The sequence below is a fragment of the Streptomyces lunaelactis genome (genome assembly GCF_003054555.1).
Taxonomy (GTDB): Bacteria; Actinomycetota; Actinomycetes; order Streptomycetales; family Streptomycetaceae; genus Streptomyces; species Streptomyces lunaelactis.
The window spans coordinates 5,353,912-5,371,869 of the sequence record NZ_CP026304.1 but is presented as its reverse complement, the minus strand read 5'-3'; the positions used below and the strand labels follow the sequence as shown (position 1 = coordinate 5,371,869).

Annotated in this window: 16 protein-coding genes; 4 read left to right on the top strand and 12 right to left on the bottom strand. The window is 70.2% G+C overall.

The window, feature by feature from the left end:
* Window positions 1-278: 278 nt before the first annotated feature.
* A complete protein-coding gene (locus SLUN_RS24885) occupies window positions 279-959 on the top strand; it encodes an alpha/beta fold hydrolase (protein WP_108154922.1) in 681 nt (226 codons plus the stop codon).
* A gap of 37 nt (window positions 960-996) precedes the next feature.
* On the opposite strand, the gene SLUN_RS24880 is transcribed toward SLUN_RS24885, so the two are convergent.
* Entirely contained in the window at window positions 997-1,950 is a 954-nt protein-coding gene (locus tag SLUN_RS24880) for a LysR family transcriptional regulator (protein WP_108151821.1), read from the bottom strand.
* 62 nt (window positions 1,951-2,012) lie between these two features.
* On the opposite strand from SLUN_RS24880, the gene SLUN_RS24875 reads away from it, so the two are divergent.
* The 3 genes from SLUN_RS24875 (at window position 2,013) to SLUN_RS24865 (ending at window position 5,129) form a co-directional block, all read left to right on the top strand.
* Window positions 2,013-3,284: an MFS transporter gene (locus SLUN_RS24875; RefSeq protein WP_108151819.1), complete on the top strand. Its 1,272-nt coding sequence runs from the start codon at window positions 2,013-2,015 to the stop codon at window positions 3,282-3,284.
* Window positions 3,285-3,392: 108 nt separating this feature from the next.
* The gene (locus SLUN_RS24870; protein WP_371413923.1) at window positions 3,393-4,061 is read left to right on the top strand and encodes a L,D-transpeptidase family protein; all 669 of its coding nucleotides are present in this window, start codon (window positions 3,393-3,395) and stop codon (window positions 4,059-4,061) included.
* 69 nt (window positions 4,062-4,130) lie between these two features.
* On the top strand, window positions 4,131-5,129 hold the full coding sequence (locus SLUN_RS24865; RefSeq protein ID WP_108151816.1) for a sigma-70 family RNA polymerase sigma factor: 999 nt from the start codon (window positions 4,131-4,133) through the stop codon (window positions 5,127-5,129).
* Window positions 5,130-5,179: 50 nt separating this feature from the next.
* On the opposite strand, the gene SLUN_RS24860 is transcribed toward SLUN_RS24865, so the two are convergent.
* From SLUN_RS24860 to SLUN_RS24810, 11 genes are all read right to left on the bottom strand, one after another.
* Window positions 5,180-5,518, bottom strand: a complete 339-nt coding sequence (locus SLUN_RS24860) for an STAS domain-containing protein (RefSeq protein ID WP_108151814.1) — start codon at window positions 5,516-5,518, stop codon at window positions 5,180-5,182.
* A gap of 136 nt (window positions 5,519-5,654) precedes the next feature.
* Window positions 5,655-6,932, bottom strand: a complete 1,278-nt coding sequence (locus SLUN_RS24855; protein WP_108151812.1) for a thymidine phosphorylase — start codon at window positions 6,930-6,932, stop codon at window positions 5,655-5,657.
* 92 nt (window positions 6,933-7,024) lie between these two features.
* On the bottom strand, window positions 7,025-7,426 hold the full coding sequence (locus SLUN_RS24850; protein ID WP_108151810.1) for a cytidine deaminase: 402 nt from the start codon (window positions 7,424-7,426) through the stop codon (window positions 7,025-7,027).
* Entirely contained in the window at window positions 7,423-8,694 is a 1,272-nt protein-coding gene (locus tag SLUN_RS24845) for an ABC transporter permease (protein WP_108151808.1), read from the bottom strand. Before SLUN_RS24845 ends, SLUN_RS24850 begins: the two co-directional genes overlap by 4 nt.
* Complete coding sequence (locus SLUN_RS24840) at window positions 8,691-9,800, bottom strand: ABC transporter permease (protein ID WP_108151806.1); 1,110 nt, start codon at window positions 9,798-9,800, stop codon at window positions 8,691-8,693. The genes SLUN_RS24845 and SLUN_RS24840 overlap by 4 nt, the downstream gene beginning before the upstream one ends.
* On the bottom strand, window positions 9,797-11,368 hold the full coding sequence (locus SLUN_RS24835) for an ABC transporter ATP-binding protein (RefSeq protein ID WP_257153939.1): 1,572 nt from the start codon (window positions 11,366-11,368) through the stop codon (window positions 9,797-9,799). Before SLUN_RS24835 ends, SLUN_RS24840 begins: the two co-directional genes overlap by 4 nt.
* Before the next feature lie 458 nt (window positions 11,369-11,826).
* A complete protein-coding gene (locus tag SLUN_RS24830) occupies window positions 11,827-12,873 on the bottom strand; it encodes a BMP family lipoprotein (protein ID WP_108151804.1) in 1,047 nt (348 codons plus the stop codon).
* A 242-nt stretch (window positions 12,874-13,115) separates the two neighbouring features.
* Window positions 13,116-14,339 carry an amidohydrolase gene (locus SLUN_RS24825; RefSeq protein ID WP_108151802.1) on the bottom strand — a complete coding sequence of 408 codons (1,224 nt, stop codon included), beginning with the start codon at window positions 14,337-14,339 and terminating at the stop codon, window positions 13,116-13,118.
* A gap of 173 nt (window positions 14,340-14,512) precedes the next feature.
* Window positions 14,513-15,595, bottom strand: coding sequence for a hypothetical protein (locus SLUN_RS24820; RefSeq protein WP_108151800.1), 1,083 nt, complete (start codon window positions 15,593-15,595; stop codon window positions 14,513-14,515).
* A 101-nt stretch (window positions 15,596-15,696) separates the two neighbouring features.
* Window positions 15,697-16,626: an N-acetylneuraminate synthase family protein gene (locus tag SLUN_RS24815; RefSeq protein ID WP_108151798.1), complete on the bottom strand. Its 930-nt coding sequence runs from the start codon at window positions 16,624-16,626 to the stop codon at window positions 15,697-15,699.
* A 12-nt stretch (window positions 16,627-16,638) separates the two neighbouring features.
* A complete protein-coding gene (locus tag SLUN_RS24810; protein WP_108151796.1) occupies window positions 16,639-17,928 on the bottom strand; it encodes an N-acylneuraminate cytidylyltransferase in 1,290 nt (429 codons plus the stop codon).
* Window positions 17,929-17,958 lie beyond the last annotated feature (30 nt).

The window sequence follows — 17,958 nt, the reverse complement described above, 5'->3', positions numbered from 1 at the left end:
GATCGCCCCCTCGCACCGCCCGTCGATACGTAACAGTGACCGTGCGGACGGGTGGAGTACACCTGCCCTTCTGAGACTGTTCTGCCATGGCACACCACGCACTACCCCTGTGGTGGGGGCGTCCGGCCGACGCGGCCGCAGGAGCGGACAGCCGCCGTGAGGCGACGACCGTGGCACGGGGAGCGCGAGGGAGCCGTACCCCGGCGCGCGCCCGCCTCGGCCGCGCGACGAGCAGCCGCGCCTCCGCGAACGGCTCAGCGGCGGACGGCGTGGCCGGGGTGGTGCTGCTGCTGCCGGACGGGGAACCGGAGTCCGCCCGCAGACCCTCGCCCCTGTCATACGCCGCGGCACTTCCGCTGGGCCGCACGCTGGCCCGGGCGGGCCGGGCGGACGGCCTGGTCGTGCACGGGGTCCACTACCGCTGCCGCGGCTGGAACGGCCCCGACGCGCATCTGGCGGCGGACGCGACGTGGGCGGTGGAGGAGGTCGTACGACGCTACGGCGACGTCCCCGTCTGCCTCACGGGCCACGGCATGGGCGCCCGCGCCGCCCTCCACGCGGCGGGCCACCCGGCGGTCAACTCGGTGCTGGCGCTCGCGCCTTGGCTGCCGGAGGACGACATGGCGGCGGCGCCGGAGCCGGTGAAGCAGCTGGTGGGCAGGCAGGTGCTGATCGTGCACGGCACGAACGACGCGCGTACGGACCCGGAGCTCTCGTACCGCCTGGCGGAGCGCGCGAAGAAGTCGAGCCGCGACATCTGCCGCTTCGAGGTCCACTCGGACGGCCACGCACTGCGCCAGCACTACGAGGAAGTCCAGGCGCTGGCGTCGGATTTCGTGCTCGGAGCGCTGTTCACGCGCAGGTACGCCCGCCCGGTGGCGGACGCGCTGGCGGCCCCGCCGCCGCTGGGCCTGCGCATGCCCCTCGCGGCGGGCTTCGGCCGCTCACTGCGACCGTGAGGAAATCCAGCCCGTCCGGCGTTTGAGGACCAGGGCGTCAGTCCGGCAGCAGGTGGCCCCGCCGCGAGAGCAGGAACCGCTTGAACGCCGCCACCGGCGCCGTGTCCGGGTGGCCGTCCAGCCAGGCCACCCCGATCTCCCGTACCGCCCGCGGTGCCGTCACCCCCAGTTCGACCACCCCGGGGCGCGCCACCGCCGGGGGTGGCAGCAGCGCCACGCCCAGGCCCGCCGCGACCAGGCCGCGCAGGGTCTCCGCCTCCTCGCCCTCGAACGCGATTCGCGGGGTGAAGCCCGCCTCCGCGCACAGGTCGTCCGTGATGCGGCGCAGGCCGTAACCCGGCTCCAGCGTCACGAACGTCTCGTCCGCGGCCTCCGCCAGGCGGATCCGCTTGCGGCCGGCCAGGCGGTGGTCGTCCGGCACCACCAGCCGCAGCCGCTGCTCGTCAAGCCGGCGGGCGACCAGATCCGGCGCGTCCGGGACCGGCGAGGTCAGGCACAGGTCGAGGTCCCCGGCTCGCAGGCGCTCGATCATCGCCTCGCCGTAGTTCTGGACGAGCGTGAAGCGGATCCGGGGGTGGTCGACGCGGAAGGCCCGGATGAGCTCGGGCACCGTCTCCGAGCCCATCGTGTGCAGAAAGCCGAACGCGACCTTGCCCGCGCTCGGGTCCGCGTCCGCCTGGACCGACTCCGCCGCCCGTTCCACCTCCGCCAGCGCCCGCTCCACCGAGGTGAGGAAGGTACGGCCGGCCGGAGTCAGCGACACCGTACGGCCCTTACGGGCGAACAGCGCCACCCCCAGGTCCTCCTCGAGCCGCACGATCGCCCGCGAGAGCGTCGACTGCGGGACGCCCATCTCCTGCGCGGCACGGGTCACATGCTCCTGCCGTGCCACCCCGGCGAAGTACGCGAGGCGCGGAGCGAGCAGCAGCGTGATGTCTTCTTCGTAACTGCTCGGTGACAGCCGAGGCTGTGAGCTGTGTTGATGCACCATGGGAACGATTATCGCCATTCCGTGCATTGGACGCATGAAATGCGGAGGCCTACTTTCGATGTATGCCTCCTGTCAGTACCAAGGCGTCCACTCCCGTGGGCGCCGTCCCGTCGTCCCCCGAACTTCTCTCCCCCGGCCGGCCCGGCTACCGCCGCATGAGCTTCGCGCTCTTCGCCGCCGGTGTCGCGACCTTCGCCCTCCTGTACTCCACGCAGGCGCTGCTGCCCGCCGTCTCCGCCGACTTCGGCGTGAGCGCGAGCGCCGCCAGCTGGACGGTCTCCGCCGCGACGGGCGCGCTGGCCCTGTTCGTACTGCCGCTGAGCGCGCTCTCCGAGCGCTTCGGGCGGCGCACTCTGATGACCGTGTCCCTGGCGGTCGCCGTCGTGATCGGGCTGCTCGTGCCTCTCGCGCCGAGCCTGGAGTGGCTGGTGGCGCTGCGCGCCGTGCAGGGTGCGGCGCTCGCCGGTCTGCCGGCGTCGGCGATGGCGTTCCTCGCGGAGGAGGTACGGCCCAAGGCGCTGATCGCAGCGATCGGCCTGTTCGTGGCGGGCAACAGCATCGGCGGCATGAGCGGCCGGATCGTCACCGGCTGGGTGGCCCAGCTGTGGGGCTGGCGCGCGGCGCTCGCCGCGGTCGGCCTGATGGCGGTGGTGTGCGCGCTGGTCTTCCGCGCCATGCTCCCCAAGGCCCGTCATTTCACGCCCCGTTCGCAGGGCCCGCGCGCCCTGGCGAAGACGGTGCGCGGCCACCTCGCCGACCCGCTGCTGCTGCGGCTGTACGCGATCGGCGCGCTGTTCATGACCGTCTTCGGCGCGGTCTACACGGTGATCGGCTACCGGCTGGTCGAGGCGCCCTTCAGCCTCCCCCAGGGCGTCATCGGTTCGATCTTCCTGGTCTATCTCGTCGGTACGGTCTCCTCCGCCGCGGCCGGCAAGCTGGTCGCCCGGCTCGGCCGCCGTGGCGCGCTGTACCTGGCGGTCACCACCACAACCGCGGGCCTGCTGCTCTCGCTCGCGGACTCGCTGCCCGCCGTACTGCTCGGCCTGGTCCTGATCACCGCGGGCTTCTTCGCGGGCCACGCCGTCGCCTCGTCCTCGGTGAGCCGTACGGCGAAGACGGGCCGCGCGCAGGCATCGGCGCTCTACCAGTCCGCGTACTACCTGGGCAGCAGCGCGGGCGGCACGCTCGGCGCCATCGCCTTCCACTCCGGCGGCTGGGCGGGCACGGTCCTGCTGGGGCTGCTCGCGGTTCTCGGCGTCGTATCGATCACGCTGTACGGGACCCGGGTGGCGCGGGCGGAGCACCGGCTGGTCCTGGCCACGGCACAGCGCTGAGATTCCGTATCGAATCCGTACAACTCCAACTCCCCGGTGTGCGTCAAACCGGCAGACGCAAAAGGGGAGTTGGTGGCTGTGGCAAGCACAAATGGGCGACGAGCGGGCATAGCGCTCGGACTGACCGGTCTGGTGGTCCCGCTGACGGTGGCGCTCGGCAGTACGCCGGCGCAGGCGGCATCGTGTACGACATCGACGGGGCCGTACCAGAAGCAGGTGGAGAAGTTCCTGGGGCGCCCGGTGGACGGGAGGCAGTCGGCCGCCGACTGCAAGGCGACCCGGGCCTTCCAGGCGATGCACGGGATCACCCCGACCATCGGCTACGCGGGGCCGCTGACCTGGCGCACGATGAACACCATGCTCCAGCAGCGGGCGGCGGGAAAGACCCCGAACAAGGCCGGCAAGTGCCCGACCAACAAGGGCCGTATCGCGTGCGTCGACCTGACGCGCCAGCTGGCCTGGATCCAGGACGGCACGAAGCTGAAGTACGGCCCGGTTCCCGTGCGTACCGGCAAGAACGGCACCGAGACCCGCACCGGAGCGAAGAAGATCTACTGGCGGAGCATCAACCACTGGTCGACGCTCTACAACGTGCGGATGCCGTACTCGCAGTTCTTCGACGGCGGCCAGGCCTTCCACTCGACGACGAAGTCGATGTACAACCCACCCGGCTCCGGGGGCTGCGTCAACATGCGCCCCGCTGATGCGAAGGCATACTGGAATCTTCTGAAGAACGGCGACGACGTGTACGTCTACGGGCGCAAGCCCGGAACCTGAACCCCCATTGTCAGTGCCCTCCTGTAGGTTCCGAAGGGCTGGTGCCGATGGGCGACAGGGGTGGTCCCGATGAGTGATCTGGCAACGACGCAGGACCTGGATTCCAGGCTGGAGCAGCACCGCAGGGAGCTGACCGGCTACTGCTACCGCATGCTGGGCTCGGCCTTCGAGGCGGAGGACGCCGTCCAGGACACGATGGTCCGGGCCTGGCGGAACTTCGAGAAGTTCGAGGGACGGTCGTCGCTGCGCTCATGGCTCTACCGCATCGCGACGAACGTCTGTCTGGACATGCTGAACGCCGGCAACCGCCGGGCCCGCCCGATGGACCTCACCGCCGCCACGCCGGTGGCCCAGGCGCAGCTCAACGCCCGGCCGGAGATCACCTGGCTGGAGCCGGTGCCGGACGGGCGGGTGCTGCCGTCGGTGGCGGACCCGGCGGAGACGGCCGTGGAGCGCGAGTCGATCAGGCTCGCGTTCGTCGCCGCGCTGCAGCATCTGCCACCGAAGCAGCGGGCCGTACTGATCCTGCGCGAGGTGCTGGCCTGGAAGGCGAGCGAGGTGGCCGAGCTGCTGAGTACGACGGTGGCCTCGGTGAACAGCGCGCTGCAGCGGGCCCGGGTGACGCTGGCGGATGCGCGGCCCGTGTCGACCGATGCGGACAACCCGCTGGACGAGGAGCAGAAGAAGCTCCTGGACCGCTATGTCGCGGCCTTCGAGGGGTACGACATGCAGGCGCTGACGGCGCTGCTGCACGAGGACGCCACGCTCTCCATGCCCCCGTACGACCTGTGGCTGCGGGGCCACGACGACATCGTCGGCTGGATGCTGGGTGTCGGCTCGGTCTGCCGCGGCTCGCGGCTGGTCCCGACCGTGGCCAACGGCAGCCCGGCGTTCGCCCACTACCACCCGGCCGAGGAGGGCGACGGCTTCACGCCGTGGGCGCTGATGGTCATCGAGATCGTGGACGGCCGGATCACGGGGATCAATTCATTCCTGGACACCCAGCGCTGGTTCCCGCTGTTCGACCTGCCGGCCCGCCTGGACAAGGAGGGCAAGCCCGCCGTCTAGGCCGAGCCCGGCAAGATCCAAACGAGAGGCCCCAGGGTCTGTCCGGTCGATCAGTCCGGGCTTGGGTCGCGTCCGGCTCCAGGTCCTGCCCGGGCCGGGGCGATCGGTCGGGCGGCCTCGCCCAGACCGGCCAGGTCCAGCAGGGCCCGGAGCTCGGGCGCCGCGTTCCGCAGCAGGATCCGGCACCCCATCCGCCGGGCGGTGAGCTGGAGCCGGGCGACGGCGTTGACCGCGGCCAGATCGGGTCTGCCGAGCTCGCCGACATCACAGATCGCCTCGGTGGCATCGGTGTCCATCAGCTGCGCGCACAACTCGTCGCACAGACGCGGCACATCGGCCGGGGTCACGTTCCCGGCGATGCGCACGACGATCGGCTGTGTGGCGTCCACACGTAAGAGACTGCCGCCGCGGCCCTAACTCATCGCCCCTGGGCCCTGTCCTGGCCCTCGCCTCATCACGGGGAACGCCGACGGGGCCGGTGGAGATCCACCGACCCCGTTCCCGCACCGCGAAAGCGCGAAAGCGTCAGGCGATACGGTCCAGCACGATCGGGTTCGCCGTGAACTCCGTGCCCGCCGCCGCGATGTCGTACGCCGAGGTCAGCGAGTCCAGCGCGTACGCGAACTTCTCCGGAGTGTCCGTGTGCAGGGTCAGCAGCGGCTGGCCCGCCGTCACCGTCTCGCCCGGCTTGGCGTGGAGTTCGACTCCCGCTCCCGCCTGGACCGGGTCCTCCTTGCGGGCGCGGCCCGCGCCCAGGCGCCAGGCCGCGATGCCGACGCCGTACGCGTCGAGGCGGGTGAGGACGCCCGAGGAGGGCGCCGTCACCACGTGCTGCTCGCGGGCGACGGGCAGCGTGGCGTCGGGGTCGCCGCCCTGGGCCGCGATCATGCGGCGCCAGACGTCCATCGCCGAGCCGTCGGCCAGGGCCTTCGCCGGGTCCACGTCCTTGATGCCGGCCGCGTCGAGCATCTCGCGGGCCAGCGCGAGGGTGAGTTCGACGACGTCCGCCGGGCCGCCGCCGGCGAGCACCTCGACCGACTCGCGGACCTCCAGCGCGTTGCCCGCCGTGAGGCCGAGCGGGGTGGACATGTCGGTGAGCAGCGCGACCGTCCGCACTCCGCTGTCGGTGCCCAACGCCACCATGGTGGAGGCCAGTTCGCGGGCGTCCTCGATGGTCTTCATAAAGGCGCCGGTGCCGACCTTGACGTCCAGGACCAGCGAGCCCGTACCTTCGGCGATCTTCTTGGACATGATCGACGAGGCGATGAGCGGGATCGCCTCGACCGTGCCGGTGACATCGCGGAGCGCGTACAGCTTCTTGTCCGCCGGGGCGAGTCCGTCGCCCGCCGCGCAGATCACCGCGCCGGTGGTGTCCAGGACGTGCAGCATCTCCTCGTTGGAGAGCAGGGCCCGCCAGCCGGGGATGGACTCCAGCTTGTCCAGGGTGCCGCCGGTGTGGCCGAGACCCCGGCCGCTCAGCTGCGGCACAGCGGCGCCACATGCGGCCACCAGCGGCGCGAGCGGCAGCGTGATCTTGTCGCCGACGCCGCCGGTGGAGTGCTTGTCGGCGGTGGGGCGGGAGAGCGCGTCGAAGTTCATCCGCTCGCCGGAGGCGATCATCGCGGCCGTCCAGCGGGCGATCTCCGTACGGTTCATGCCGTTCAGCAGGATGGCCATCGCCAGCGCCGACATCTGCTCGTCGGCGACCTCACCGCGCGTGTAGGCGTCGATGACCCAGTCGATCTGCTCGGGGCTCAGTTCGCCCCGGTCCCGCTTGGTGCGGATGACCGAGATGACGTCCATGGAATTCCTCCAGAGTGGCTCAGAGTCGCTCTACGCGCATAGAGAAGGCGTATGGGTACGGCCCTCCCGCCAGGAGCGGGAGGGCCGGGATGTTATCTGAGATGCCCGGGCCCGAAGGCCTGCGGAAGCATCTCGGAGAGCGGAAGCACCCCGTCCGGGGTCTCCAGCAGCAGCTCGGGACCGCCGAATTCGTACAGCAGCTGACGGCACCGTCCGCACGGCACCAGAATCTCGCCGGCACCGTCCACGCAGCTGAAGTGCGTCAGCCGGCCGCCGCCCGTCGCCTGGAGCTGCGAGACCAGACCGCACTCGGCGCACAGGCCGAGTCCGTACGAGGCGTTCTCGACGTTGCAGCCGACGACCGTGCGGCCGTCGTCGACGAGCGCGGCCACGCCGACCGGGTAGCCCGAGTAGGGGGCGTACGCATGTGACATCGCTTCGCGCGCCCGCTCGCGCAGAGCGTCCCAGTCGACTCCCCGGGCGGCGGTGGTCACTTGCCCTGGCCCCTCTTGTACGGCATGCCGTCGGCCTTGGGCATCCGAAGCCGTTGCGCGGACAGCGCGAGGACCAGCAGCGTCGTGACATACGGCGCGGCGTCCACGAACTGGCTGGGCAGCGCGTCGGTCAGCGAGTACCACGCGAACAGCAGTGCGGCCACGCCGAGGGAGATCCCGGCCTGCCAGTGCTTCTTCTTGTACAGCTGCCAGGCGAAGGCGAGCACCAGCAGGAGCGCCAGCAGAAGCAGCATCGCGTGGACGTTCTCGGCGCCGCCGCGCAGCTTGAGGCCGTCGGTGAAGCCGAAGAGTCCGGCGCCCAGCGCCATGCCGCCCGGCATCCAGTTGCCGAAGATCATCGCGGCGAGACCGATGTAGCCGCGGCCGCCGGTCTGCCCCTCCTGGTAGATGCCGGTGGACACGATGACGAGGAAGGCGCCACCGAGGCCGGACAGAGCTCCGGAGACGACGACGGCGATGTACTTGTACTTGTAGACGTTGACGCCGAGGGACTCCGCGGCGACCGGGTTCTCACCGCAGGAGCGCAGCCGCAGACCGAAGGACGTACGCCACAGCACCCACCAGGTGCCCGGGATCAGCAGGATCGCCAGGACGGTCAGCAGCGACAGATTGGTCATCAGACCGCCGAGGACACCGGCCAGGTCGGAGATGAAGAACCAGTGCCTGCCCTGCAGATCCGCCAGCCAGTCCGAGAGCCCCGGAATGGTGATCTCGGTGATCTGGTCGATGCGCGGGGACTGCTTGGAGGAGCCGCCCTCGGCATCGGCGAACGTGAAGTTCGAGAGATAGCGGGTGACGCCGACGGCCAGGATGTTGATGGCCACACCGGAGACGATGTGGTTGACGTTGAAGGTCACGGTCATGATCGCGTGCAGCAGACCGCCGAGCGCGCCGCCGACGATGCCCAGCAGGACACCGGTCCACGGGCCCCACTGGTAGCCCGCCCAGGCACCGAACCAGGTGCCGAGGATCATCATGCCCTCGAGGCCGATGTTGACCACGCCGGCCCGCTCCGCCCACAGACCGCCGAGTCCCGCGAGTCCGATCGGCACGGCCAGCTGGAGGGCGCCGGCCACCTGGCCGACTGAGGTGAGGTCGTTCGCGCCGCTGATCACCCGGACCAGCGAGAACAGCGCGAGGCCGGCCGCGATGATCAGCATGATGACGGGCAGGGACAGCTTGCGGCGTCCGCCGCCCTTCTTGGGCGCGGTGCTCACCATCGAGACGGTGCTCGTGGACTCGCTCATGCCGCGACTCCCTCTCGGTTCTTACGGGCCTGGGCGGCAAGCTCCTCGCCGACCTTCTGCTGCTGGCGGCGGAGCCCGTACTGGCGGACGAGTTCGTAGGAGACGACGACGGAGATGACGATCAGTCCCTGCATGATCGTGGCGATCTCCTTCTCGTAGCCGTGCTGGTCCAGCGAGGCCGACGTCTTCTCCAGGAAGGAGATGAGCAGCGCGGCGAAGAAGATGCCGATCGGGTTGTTACGGCCGAGCAGGGCGATCGTGATGCCCGTGAAGCCGACGCCGACCGGGAAGCTCAGGCTGTAGGTGTGGGTCTGGCCCAGCAGCAGCGGCAGACCGGACAGACCCGCGACCGCGCCGGAGATCAGCATCGCGGTGAGGATCATCTTCTTGGCGTCGACACCGCTCGCCTGGGCGGCGGACTCGCTGGCGCCGGTGGCGCGCAGATCGAAGCCGAAGCGGGTGCGGTTGAGGACGAACCAGTAGACGATGCCCAGCGCGAAGGCGACGAAGGTGAAGCCGTAGATGACCCCGCCGTCGACGTCCACGCCCGGGAACCAGCCGGACTCGGCGATCTCGCCCGTGGTCAGGTCGTTGGAGCCGGGCGGCTGCTCACCGAGGTTCTTCGGCAGGATCATCCAGGCGATCACGCTGGTCGCGATGGCGTTGAGCATGATCGTGGAGACGACCTCGCTGACGCCGCGGGTGGTCTTCAGGATGCCCGCGATACCGGCCCAGAAGGCGCCGACGAACATCGCGACGAGCACGATCAGCAGGACGTGGAGCGGTCCCGGCAGCTCGACGGAGGCGCCGACCACGGCGGCGAGCATCGCCGCGAGGCGGTACTGGCCGTCCACACCGATGTTGAACAGGTTCATCCGGAAGCCGATGGCGACGGCCAGGGCGGCGAGGTAGTACGTACCGGCCTGGTTGAGGATCAGCACCTGAACGTCGGTGAACTGGGCGTTGTCCCACATCAGTTGGTACGGCTCGACCGGATTCCGGTCCGAGACGAGCAGCACCACCGAGGTGAGCGCGAAGGCCACGACCAGGGCGAGCACCGGGCCGGCGAGGCCCAGGATCAGCCGGTCCTTGTCGAACTTCTTCATCGGCCCTCACCGTTCTCAGGCTGCTCGGGTGCTTCAAGGTGGCCGGTGGCAGCGCCGGTCATGGCCGAGCCCAGCTCCTCAGGGGTGATCGTGGCGGGGTCGGCGTCCGCGACCAGCCGGCCCCGGTACATCACCCGCAGGGTGTCGGAGAGCCCGATGAGCTCGTCCAGGTCGGCGGAGATCAGCAGCACCGCGAGGCCCTCGCGGCGCGCCTCGCGGATCTGGTCCCAGATGGCAGCCTGAGCGCCGACGTCCACACCACGGGTGGGGTGGGCGGCGATCAGCAGCTTGGGGGTGTGGCTCATCTCGCGGCCGACGATCAGCTTCTGCTGGTTGCCGCCGGAGAGGGAGGCCGCGGTGACCTCGATGCCTGGGGTGCGGACGTCGTACTCGCGCACGATCCGCTCGGTGTCCTTGCGGGCGGCCTTGAGGTCGAGCAGGCCCCGCTTGCTGTTCGGCTCCTCGGTGACATGGCCGAGGATGCGGTTCTCCCACAGCGAGGACTCGAGGAGCAGACCGTGCCGGTGGCGGTCCTCGGGGATGTAGCCGATGCCGCCCTCGCGGCGCTTGCGGGTCGGCGCGTGCGAGATGTCGGCGGTGTCGAGGGTGATCACACCGCCGTCCGGGAGGCGCATGCCGATCAGGGCCTCGATGAGCTCGGTCTGGCCGTTGCCCTCGACACCGGCGACACCCAGCACCTCACCCTTGTGAATGGTGAAGTTGATGTCGGCGAGCACCTCGCGGATGACGCCGTCCGGGTCGGTCTGGGTCAGCCTCAGGTCCGTGACCTGGAGCATCGGCACATCCGTCACCGTCGACTCACGGGTCTCGGGCGAGGGCAGCTCGCTGCCGACCATCAGCTCGGCGAGCTGCTTCCTCGTGGTGGTGTGCGGGTCGGCGGTGCCCACGGTCGTACCGCGGCGGATCACCGTGATGTCGTCGGCGACCCTCAGGACCTCGCCCAGCTTGTGCGAGATGAAGATGACGGTCAGGCCTTCGGCCTTGAGTTCGCGCAGGTTGTCGAAGAGCGCGTCGACCTCCTGCGGGACGAGCACGGCGGTCGGCTCGTCGAGGATCAGCGTGTGGACGCCGCGGTAGAGGACCTTGAGGATCTCCACGCGCTGACGGTCGGCGACGCCAAGGTTCTCGACGAGGACGTCGGGGCGCACATTGAGGCCGTACGCGTCGGAGATCTCCTGGATCTTCTTACGGGCCCGGGCGCCGATGCCGTACAGCTTCTCGCCGCCGAGAACAACGTTCTCCAGCACGGTGAGGTTGTCGGCCAGCATGAAGTGCTGGTGGACCATGCCGATGCCACGCGCGATGGCGTCGGCCGGGCTGGAGAAGGTGACCTGGTCGCCGTCGACGGTGATGGTGCCCTCGTCCGGCTTCTGCATGCCGTAGAGGATCTTCATCAGGGTCGACTTGCCGGCCCCGTTCTCACCGACGAGGGCGTGCACGGTGCCCTTGCCGACGGTGATGTCGATGTCGTGGTTGGCGACGACGCCGGGGAAGCGCTTGGTGATGCCGCGCAGTTCTACGGCGGCAGGAGGGCTGGACGCGGTGATGACGCACTCTCCTTGGCGGGAAAGGAGCAGGGAGGGCAGGCGGACGGGCTGTGGAGGATACAAGAGGGGGCGGGGCGAAGTTATCGCGCCGGAGAACGCTCTACGCGCGTAGCACAGCCGAATAACAGAAACCGGTGCCAGAACCGGGGGGTGTCCTACGGATCAGGCCGGACCAGGGAGCGGCCCGCCGCGGAGCGGCTGATGTCACTTCGGTGCCGTGCATCGCACGGCGGAGGAAGAAGTCCACGCGGAGCGCAGGCGACTGACGACACAGCAGCGAGGTGCGGTGCCAGGGCACGCGAGCCCGGCAGGATTCGTACGACACGCCCCAGGGCCTCTCATTTGGATCGCGCCGGACTCATCCGGCCTGATCCAGACGAAAGACCCTGGGCCGGGGCACGGAGGGGCGGCGGTGCGCCGCCCCTCCGGGCCCGTGGGCCTTCGGTCCTGACGTCCGATTACGGAGCGGTCTTGACCTTGATCGTGCCGGCGGTGATGGCGGCCTTGGCCTTGTCCACCGCGGCGGTCACGTCGGTCATCTTGGTGTAGGCCGGGTTGGAAGCGGCCAGGCCCACACCGTTCTGCTCGAGGCCGTAGCGGATCTCACCGGACTGCGGCTTGCCGTCCTCGACCGACTTGATCAGGTTGAAGACGGCGCCCGAGACATCCTTGGTCACCGAGGTGAGGATGGCGTTCTTGTAGGCCGCCAGACCCTTCTGGTTGTACTGGTCGGAGTCGACGCCGATGGCCCACTTCCCGGCCTTGGAGGTCGCCTCGATCGAGCCCGAGCCCGCGAGGCCGGCGGCGGCGTAGATCACGTCGGCGCCCGCGTCGAGCTGGCCCTGCGCGGCGGCCTTGCCCAGGTCGGGCTTGGAGAAGCCACCGAAGTCCGGCGGCTGCGTCAGGTACTGGACCTTGACGTTTACGTTCGCTTTGGTGTCCTTGACGCCCTGGACGTAGCCCGCCTCGAACTTCTTGATCAGCGGGGTCTCGACGCCGCCGATGAAGCCGACGGTGTTGGTCTTGGTCACCTTGGCGGCGGCGACGCCGGCCAGGTAGGAGCCCTGCTCCTCGTTGAAGACCAAGTTGGCGATGTTCTTGGCGGTCTTGGAGGTGTCGTCGATGAGGCCGAAGGTGGTCTTCGGGAACTTCGGCGCGACCTCAGCGATGGCCGGGGCGTAGGCGAAGCCGACGCCGATCACCGGGTTGTTGCCGGCGCGGGCCAGCTCGGTGAGGCGCTGGACCTTGTCCGGGTCGCCCTCACCCTCGGTGGGCTCGGCCTCGGTGCCCTCGACACCGAGGTCCTTCTCGGCCTTCACCAGGCCGGCGTAGGCGGCGTCGTTGAACGACTGGTCGCCGCGACCGCCGATGTCGTAGGCGATGGCGACCTTGCCGCCGTTTTCCGAGCTTGAGTCGGAGGACGATTTGCCGCCACACGCGGTGGCGGACAGCGCGAGAGCCGCGGACGCAATGCCCACGGTGGCGATCCTGGTGATCCGGCGCACTTGGGGGCTCCTTAAAACCTGACCGAAAGCGCCACTTCCGGCGCTGGTTTCGCGGCGATCGTAACGCGCGTAGATGTCAGTTAAAGCCCTGTTCATCAGTCGTTATCGGATCGTCGCGAACAAGCCACGACCTCCGCGCGCTGTAGCGGCTCGACAACGCAACGTACACCTCAGGAGCCGTCGCCCGGCCCTTTCGCGCAGCGGGGCGGCAGATTTCTCGAAAGGAGGGCCCGGATGGACCGCTATCCGCGCTGCCCGTCCAGCAGCGCCGCAGCCGTGAACAGCTCCACACCGACCTCGATCGCGTGCTCGTCGGCGTCGAAGTCACCGCGGTGCAGGTCGTGCCGGGTGGTGTCGCCGGGCGTGCGCACGCCGAGCCGCGCCATCGCACCCGGGACATGCTCCAGGTACCAGGAGAAGTCCTCGCCGCCCAGGCTCTGTTCGGTGTCCTCGATTGCGTACGATCCCCGGCGCGCCGTCTGCGCGTCGCGCAGCAGCTCCGTCACGGCCGGGTCGTTGACCACCGGCGGAACGCCGCGGATGTAGTTGATCTGCGACTTGGCCCGGTGGAGCGTGGCGATCTCGTCGATCGCGGCGTGCACCAGGTCGGGAGCGGCGCGCCAGCCGGGCAGGTCCAGGCAGCGCACGGTGCCGGAGAGTTCGGCGTGCTGCGGGATGACGTTGCAGGCGTGGCCTGCCTCGATACGGCCCCAGGTGATGGCGAGCCCGGAACGGGCGTCGACCCGGCGGGCGAGCAGGGCCGGGACGTCCGTGACGACCTTCGCGGCCGCGGTGACCAGGTCGGTCGTCAGATGCGGGCGCGCGGTGTGGCCGCCCGGACCGTCGAGTGTGACCTCGAGCCGGTCGCAGGCGGAGGTGATGGGCCCGGGGCGCAGCCCGATCACTCCGGCATCGACCTTGGGGTCGCAGTGCACGGCGATGATCTTGCCGACGCCGTCCAGCACACCGGACTCGATGGCGTCGGGCGCGCCGCCGGGCAGGACCTCCTCGGCGGGCTGGAAGATCAGCCGGACCGGCTGCGGGAGCAGCCCCTGCCGGTCGAGCCCGGCGAGGACCAGACCGGCGCCGAGGACCGTGGTGGTGTGCACATCGTGCCCGCAGGCGTGTGCCCGGTCGGGGACGGTGGAGCGGTAGGGCACCCCGGTCTTGGTGTCCGGGATGGGAAGCGCGTCGATGTCGGCGCGGATCGCGAAGAGCGGACGCACCCCGTCCCACGTGCCGATATCACAGATGAGTCCGGTGCCGATGGCGAGCACCCGGGGTTTCAGCCCGGCCAGCTCGAGGCGGGCCTTGAGCGCGGCGGTGGTGCGGAACTCCTGGTTGCCGAGCTCGGGGTGCATGTGCATGTCCCGGCGGAAGGCGATCAGCTCGGCGCGCAGCGACTCGGAGAGTGTGCCGGGCAGTACGGCCTCGCCGGGGTGATCGGCTTCGGAGTCGCGGGACATCAGTTGGTTCACCTGTTGAAGAGTAGGCCCAGGCAAGGGCCAACTGGCCACTGATCAACAAAAGTTCAACCCGATAGGGGAAAGATAAACAGCCGCGAAGTGCATGGTTGCCCGCTCGTGTGGGTAAGCTCACTCCTCTTCTCGACCGAAATTCGATCCCGTCAGTCAGCCTCTCACGCCGGCGCGGGCAGTCGCTGTACGTCGCGGGCCGTGCCCGTGACGCCCGCCAGGAAGCCCTGGGCACGGGGGGACGCGGTGTCCCTGAGCCACTCCGGGGCGATGTCGCAGACCGCGACCTTGATACCGGTGCCCGCCAGGGCCAGCGGCAGGGTGTGGACCACGGTGGAGGGGAAGCTGAGGACCGTGCGGCCGATCGGGCCGCGGCGGGCGATCAGTTCCAGCGGCAGATCCGGGCGGACGATCTCCAGGCCGGTCTCCACGGCCAGCCGGTGGAGCTTCTCCGAGCTCTCGCGGCGGTGCGCGAAGTAGCGGGTGGCGCCGTGCGTACGGGCCAGGGCAGCGACCGCCTCCACATACTGGTCCGGGTCCACGACACCCGTCTCCACGAGAGACGTGCCGACCAGGTCGGCGCCCCGGGTGATCCTGGGCGGGCCGAAGCGGGAGCGGGTCCAGGCGAAGCTGTTCGCCGTGACCGTGACCCCCGGCGGCGGCTCGACCGGCATCGAGGTGAAGACCTCGACCTCGCGTACGCGGGACGGGGTGAGCCGGCGCCGCGCCAGGAAGGTGACCGGTGCGAGCAGGAGCTCACGCGGCCCCCGCCTGCCGCGCCGGTGCCAGCGCACCAGCTTCTCCCCGCGCGCGAGCTGCGCGACGAACTCCATGGTCGCCGTGCCGTCGTCGACCACGGTCACATCCTTGCTGCGGACGAGCGTCAGCAGCAGCTGTACGTAACGCGAGAACGGATCCCCGATGACTATGCGCTCCGCGCGGCGCAGCATCGGACCCAGCTCGCGCACCGTCTTCAGCGGCGCGCCCCGACCGCCGCGCGCCTCCTGCCAGCGCACCGTGAACCCCTCGTCGCGGGCCAGCTCCGCCATCCGGCGCAGCTGGCCCCGCGACATGGGGTCGGTGGGCGACAGGACGACCACGGTGAGGTCGGCCACGGCCACTCGTGCTGACCCGGCCGGGCCCGTCGGCTGGGCCGGTACACCGGCCAGCGGCGAGCCGCGCCTGGCGTGGGCCCACTCCAGGACGTTCAGGAGCTGGACCGGACTCTCGACGAAAGCGAGATTCACTGAAGGTCACCTCGTGATGCCGGATCGGCCGGCCCGGCCAGTCGCTGGGACCGGGAGTCCGGGGAGTGCCCCCCGGGGCGGGACAGCACGGTGGCCGGCCGTCAGACCGCGGCCGGCTCGCGGGCGTCGTCGTCGGCCTCGGCGACAACGCCCGCGACGCGGCGCAGCTTCTTCATCGGGGCGAGCTCGGAGTCGTAGACCTTCTTGACACCGTCACCGAGCGCGGTCTCGATGGTGCGGATGTCGCGGACCAGGCGCTGCAGGCCGCCCGGTTCGACGGAGGCGGCCTGGTCGGAGCCCCACATGGCGCGGTCGAGCGTGATGTGGCGCTCGACGAAGGCGGCGCCGAGCGCGACCGCGGCGAGGGTGGTCTGCAGGCCGGTCTCGTGGCCGGAGTAGCCGATCGGGACGTTCGGGAACTCGCCCTGGAGGGTGTTGATGACGCGGAGGTTGAGCTCCTCCGCCTTCGCCGGGTACGTCGACGTGGCGTGGCAGAGCAGGATGTTGTCGCTGCCGAGCACCTCCACCGCGTGCCGGATCTGCTTCGGCGTGGACATGCCGGTGGAGAGGATGACCGTCTTGCCGGTGGCGCGCAGGGCGCGCAGCAGCTCGTCGTCGGTCAGCGACGCGGAGGCCACCTTGTGGGCCGGAACGCCGAACTTCTCCAGGAAGGCGACGGCCTCGGTGTCCCACGGGGAGGCGAACCAGTCGATGCCGCGCTTCTTGCAGTGCTCGTCGATCTGGCGGTACTCGTCCTCACCGAACTCCACCCGGTGGCGGTAGTCGATGTAGGTCATACGGCCCCAGGGGGTGTCGCGCTCGATGTCCCACTGGTCACGCGGAGTGCAGATCTCCGGCGTGCGCTTCTGGAACTTGACCGCGTCGCAGCCGGCGTCGGCGGCGGCATCGATGAGCGCGAAGGCGTTGTGCAGGTCGCCGTTGTGGTTGATGCCGATCTCACCCGTGACGTAGACGGGGTGACCGGGGCCCGCGGTCTTGGTACCGAGGGTGCGCAGACGGGACGTGCTCATGGGGGTCGTTCCTTACTTCTCGGGGGAGGTGGCAGGGGTGTCAGGGGCGTGTTCGGGGACATGGAGCGTCGGGCCGAGGACCCAGGCGGCGATCTCGCGGATCGCCCCCTCACCGCCGCGCGTGGTGGTGACGGCACGCGCGGCGGCTCGTACGGAGCCGTGTGCACTCGCGACGGCCACGGGCCAGCCGACGAGGTGGAAGCACGGCAGGTCATTGACGTCGTTGCCGACGTAGAGCACCCGGTCGGGCGCGATCCCCCGCTCCTCGCACCACTGCTTCAGTGCGAGGTCCTTGCGGTCGATGCCGTGCAGGACGGGGATCTTGAGCTTGCGGGCGCGGGCGGCGACGACCGGGTTCTGCTCGGTGGACAGGATCAGCAGCTCCAGTCCCGCCTTGCGCAGATGGGCGATGCCGAGGCCGTCACCGCGGTGCACGGCGACGGTCTCGCGGCCGTCCGCGTCGATGAGGACGCGGTCGTCGGTCTGGGTGCCGTCGAAGTCGAGTACGACGGCGTCGATGTCCTCGCGCGTGGGCAGCGCGGGGGTGTCGAGCAGGGGCGCCAGCGCGCGGGCCCTGGCCAGGTCGTGCGGGTCGTCGACCTCCAGGACGCGCGCGGGATCGGTCCGTACGAGCGCGGTAGTGCCGAAGAAGCGGTGGCCGGCCTCGCGGAAACCGGTGGCGGACATGGCGTACGCGGCACCGGTCTCCAGGAAGTCCTGCGGCCGGTCCTGGCGGCGCGGACGGAAGGAGGCGTCGTGGTTGACGCCGTAGCCGCAGGCCCGGTCGGTGTCGACGAGCAGCGCCGTGGAGCCACCGACGCGCTGGGCGCCGATGGCGGTCGGCTCCGCGGCCGGTGAGGTGTCCTCCTCACGCCAGACGAAGCCGTGGAAGGGGGCCACGGTCACCGCACTGTCGGCGCCGCCGTCGAGGACCGCCGTCGCGACGCCCTCGATGTCCTCGCGCGCCAGGAACGGGCTGGTGCACTGGACGAGCAGGACCACATCCACGGGCGAGCCGTGCATGGCCTCGTAGGCGTCCATCGCGTGCAGCACCGCCGCCTCGCTGGTGGCCGTGTCCCCCGCGATCGCGGCCGGCCGCAGCACCACTTCGGCGCCCGCCTGCCGTGCCGCCGCCGCGATGTCCGGGTCGTCCGTGGAGACCACGACATCGGTGACGTGCGGTGCGGCGAGGCTCTCGCGCACGGCGCGCGAGACGAGCGGCACGCCGCCCACGGGGGCCAGGTTCTTGGCCGGCACACCCTTGGAGCCGCCTCGGGCTGGGATCACGGCGAGTACGGTCATCTGCGCTCCTGAGTACGGGAGTTGAGGGGA

Excerpts from the sequence above, each read along its gene's own strand:
- SLUN_RS24815 (WP_108151798.1), bottom strand. The coding sequence starts at position 16,626 with ATGAGCACGTCCCGTCTGCGCACCCTCGGTACCAAGACCGCGGGCCCC.
- SLUN_RS24875 (WP_108151819.1), top strand. The coding sequence starts at position 2,013 with ATGCCTCCTGTCAGTACCAAGGCGTCCACTCCCGTGGGCGCCGTCCCG.
- SLUN_RS24865 (WP_108151816.1), top strand. The coding sequence starts at position 4,131 with ATGAGTGATCTGGCAACGACGCAGGACCTGGATTCCAGGCTGGAGCAG.
- SLUN_RS24845 (WP_108151808.1), bottom strand. The coding sequence starts at position 8,694 with ATGAGCGAGTCCACGAGCACCGTCTCGATGGTGAGCACCGCGCCCAAG.
- SLUN_RS24880 (WP_108151821.1), bottom strand. The coding sequence starts at position 1,950 with ATGGTGCATCAACACAGCTCACAGCCTCGGCTGTCACCGAGCAGTTAC.
- SLUN_RS24855 (WP_108151812.1), bottom strand. The coding sequence starts at position 6,932 with ATGGACGTCATCTCGGTCATCCGCACCAAGCGGGACCGGGGCGAACTG.
- SLUN_RS24825 (WP_108151802.1), bottom strand. The coding sequence starts at position 14,339 with ATGTCCCGCGACTCCGAAGCCGATCACCCCGGCGAGGCCGTACTGCCC.
- SLUN_RS24840 (WP_108151806.1), bottom strand. The coding sequence starts at position 9,800 with ATGAAGAAGTTCGACAAGGACCGGCTGATCCTGGGCCTCGCCGGCCCG.
- SLUN_RS24810 (WP_108151796.1), bottom strand. The coding sequence starts at position 17,928 with ATGACCGTACTCGCCGTGATCCCAGCCCGAGGCGGCTCCAAGGGTGTG.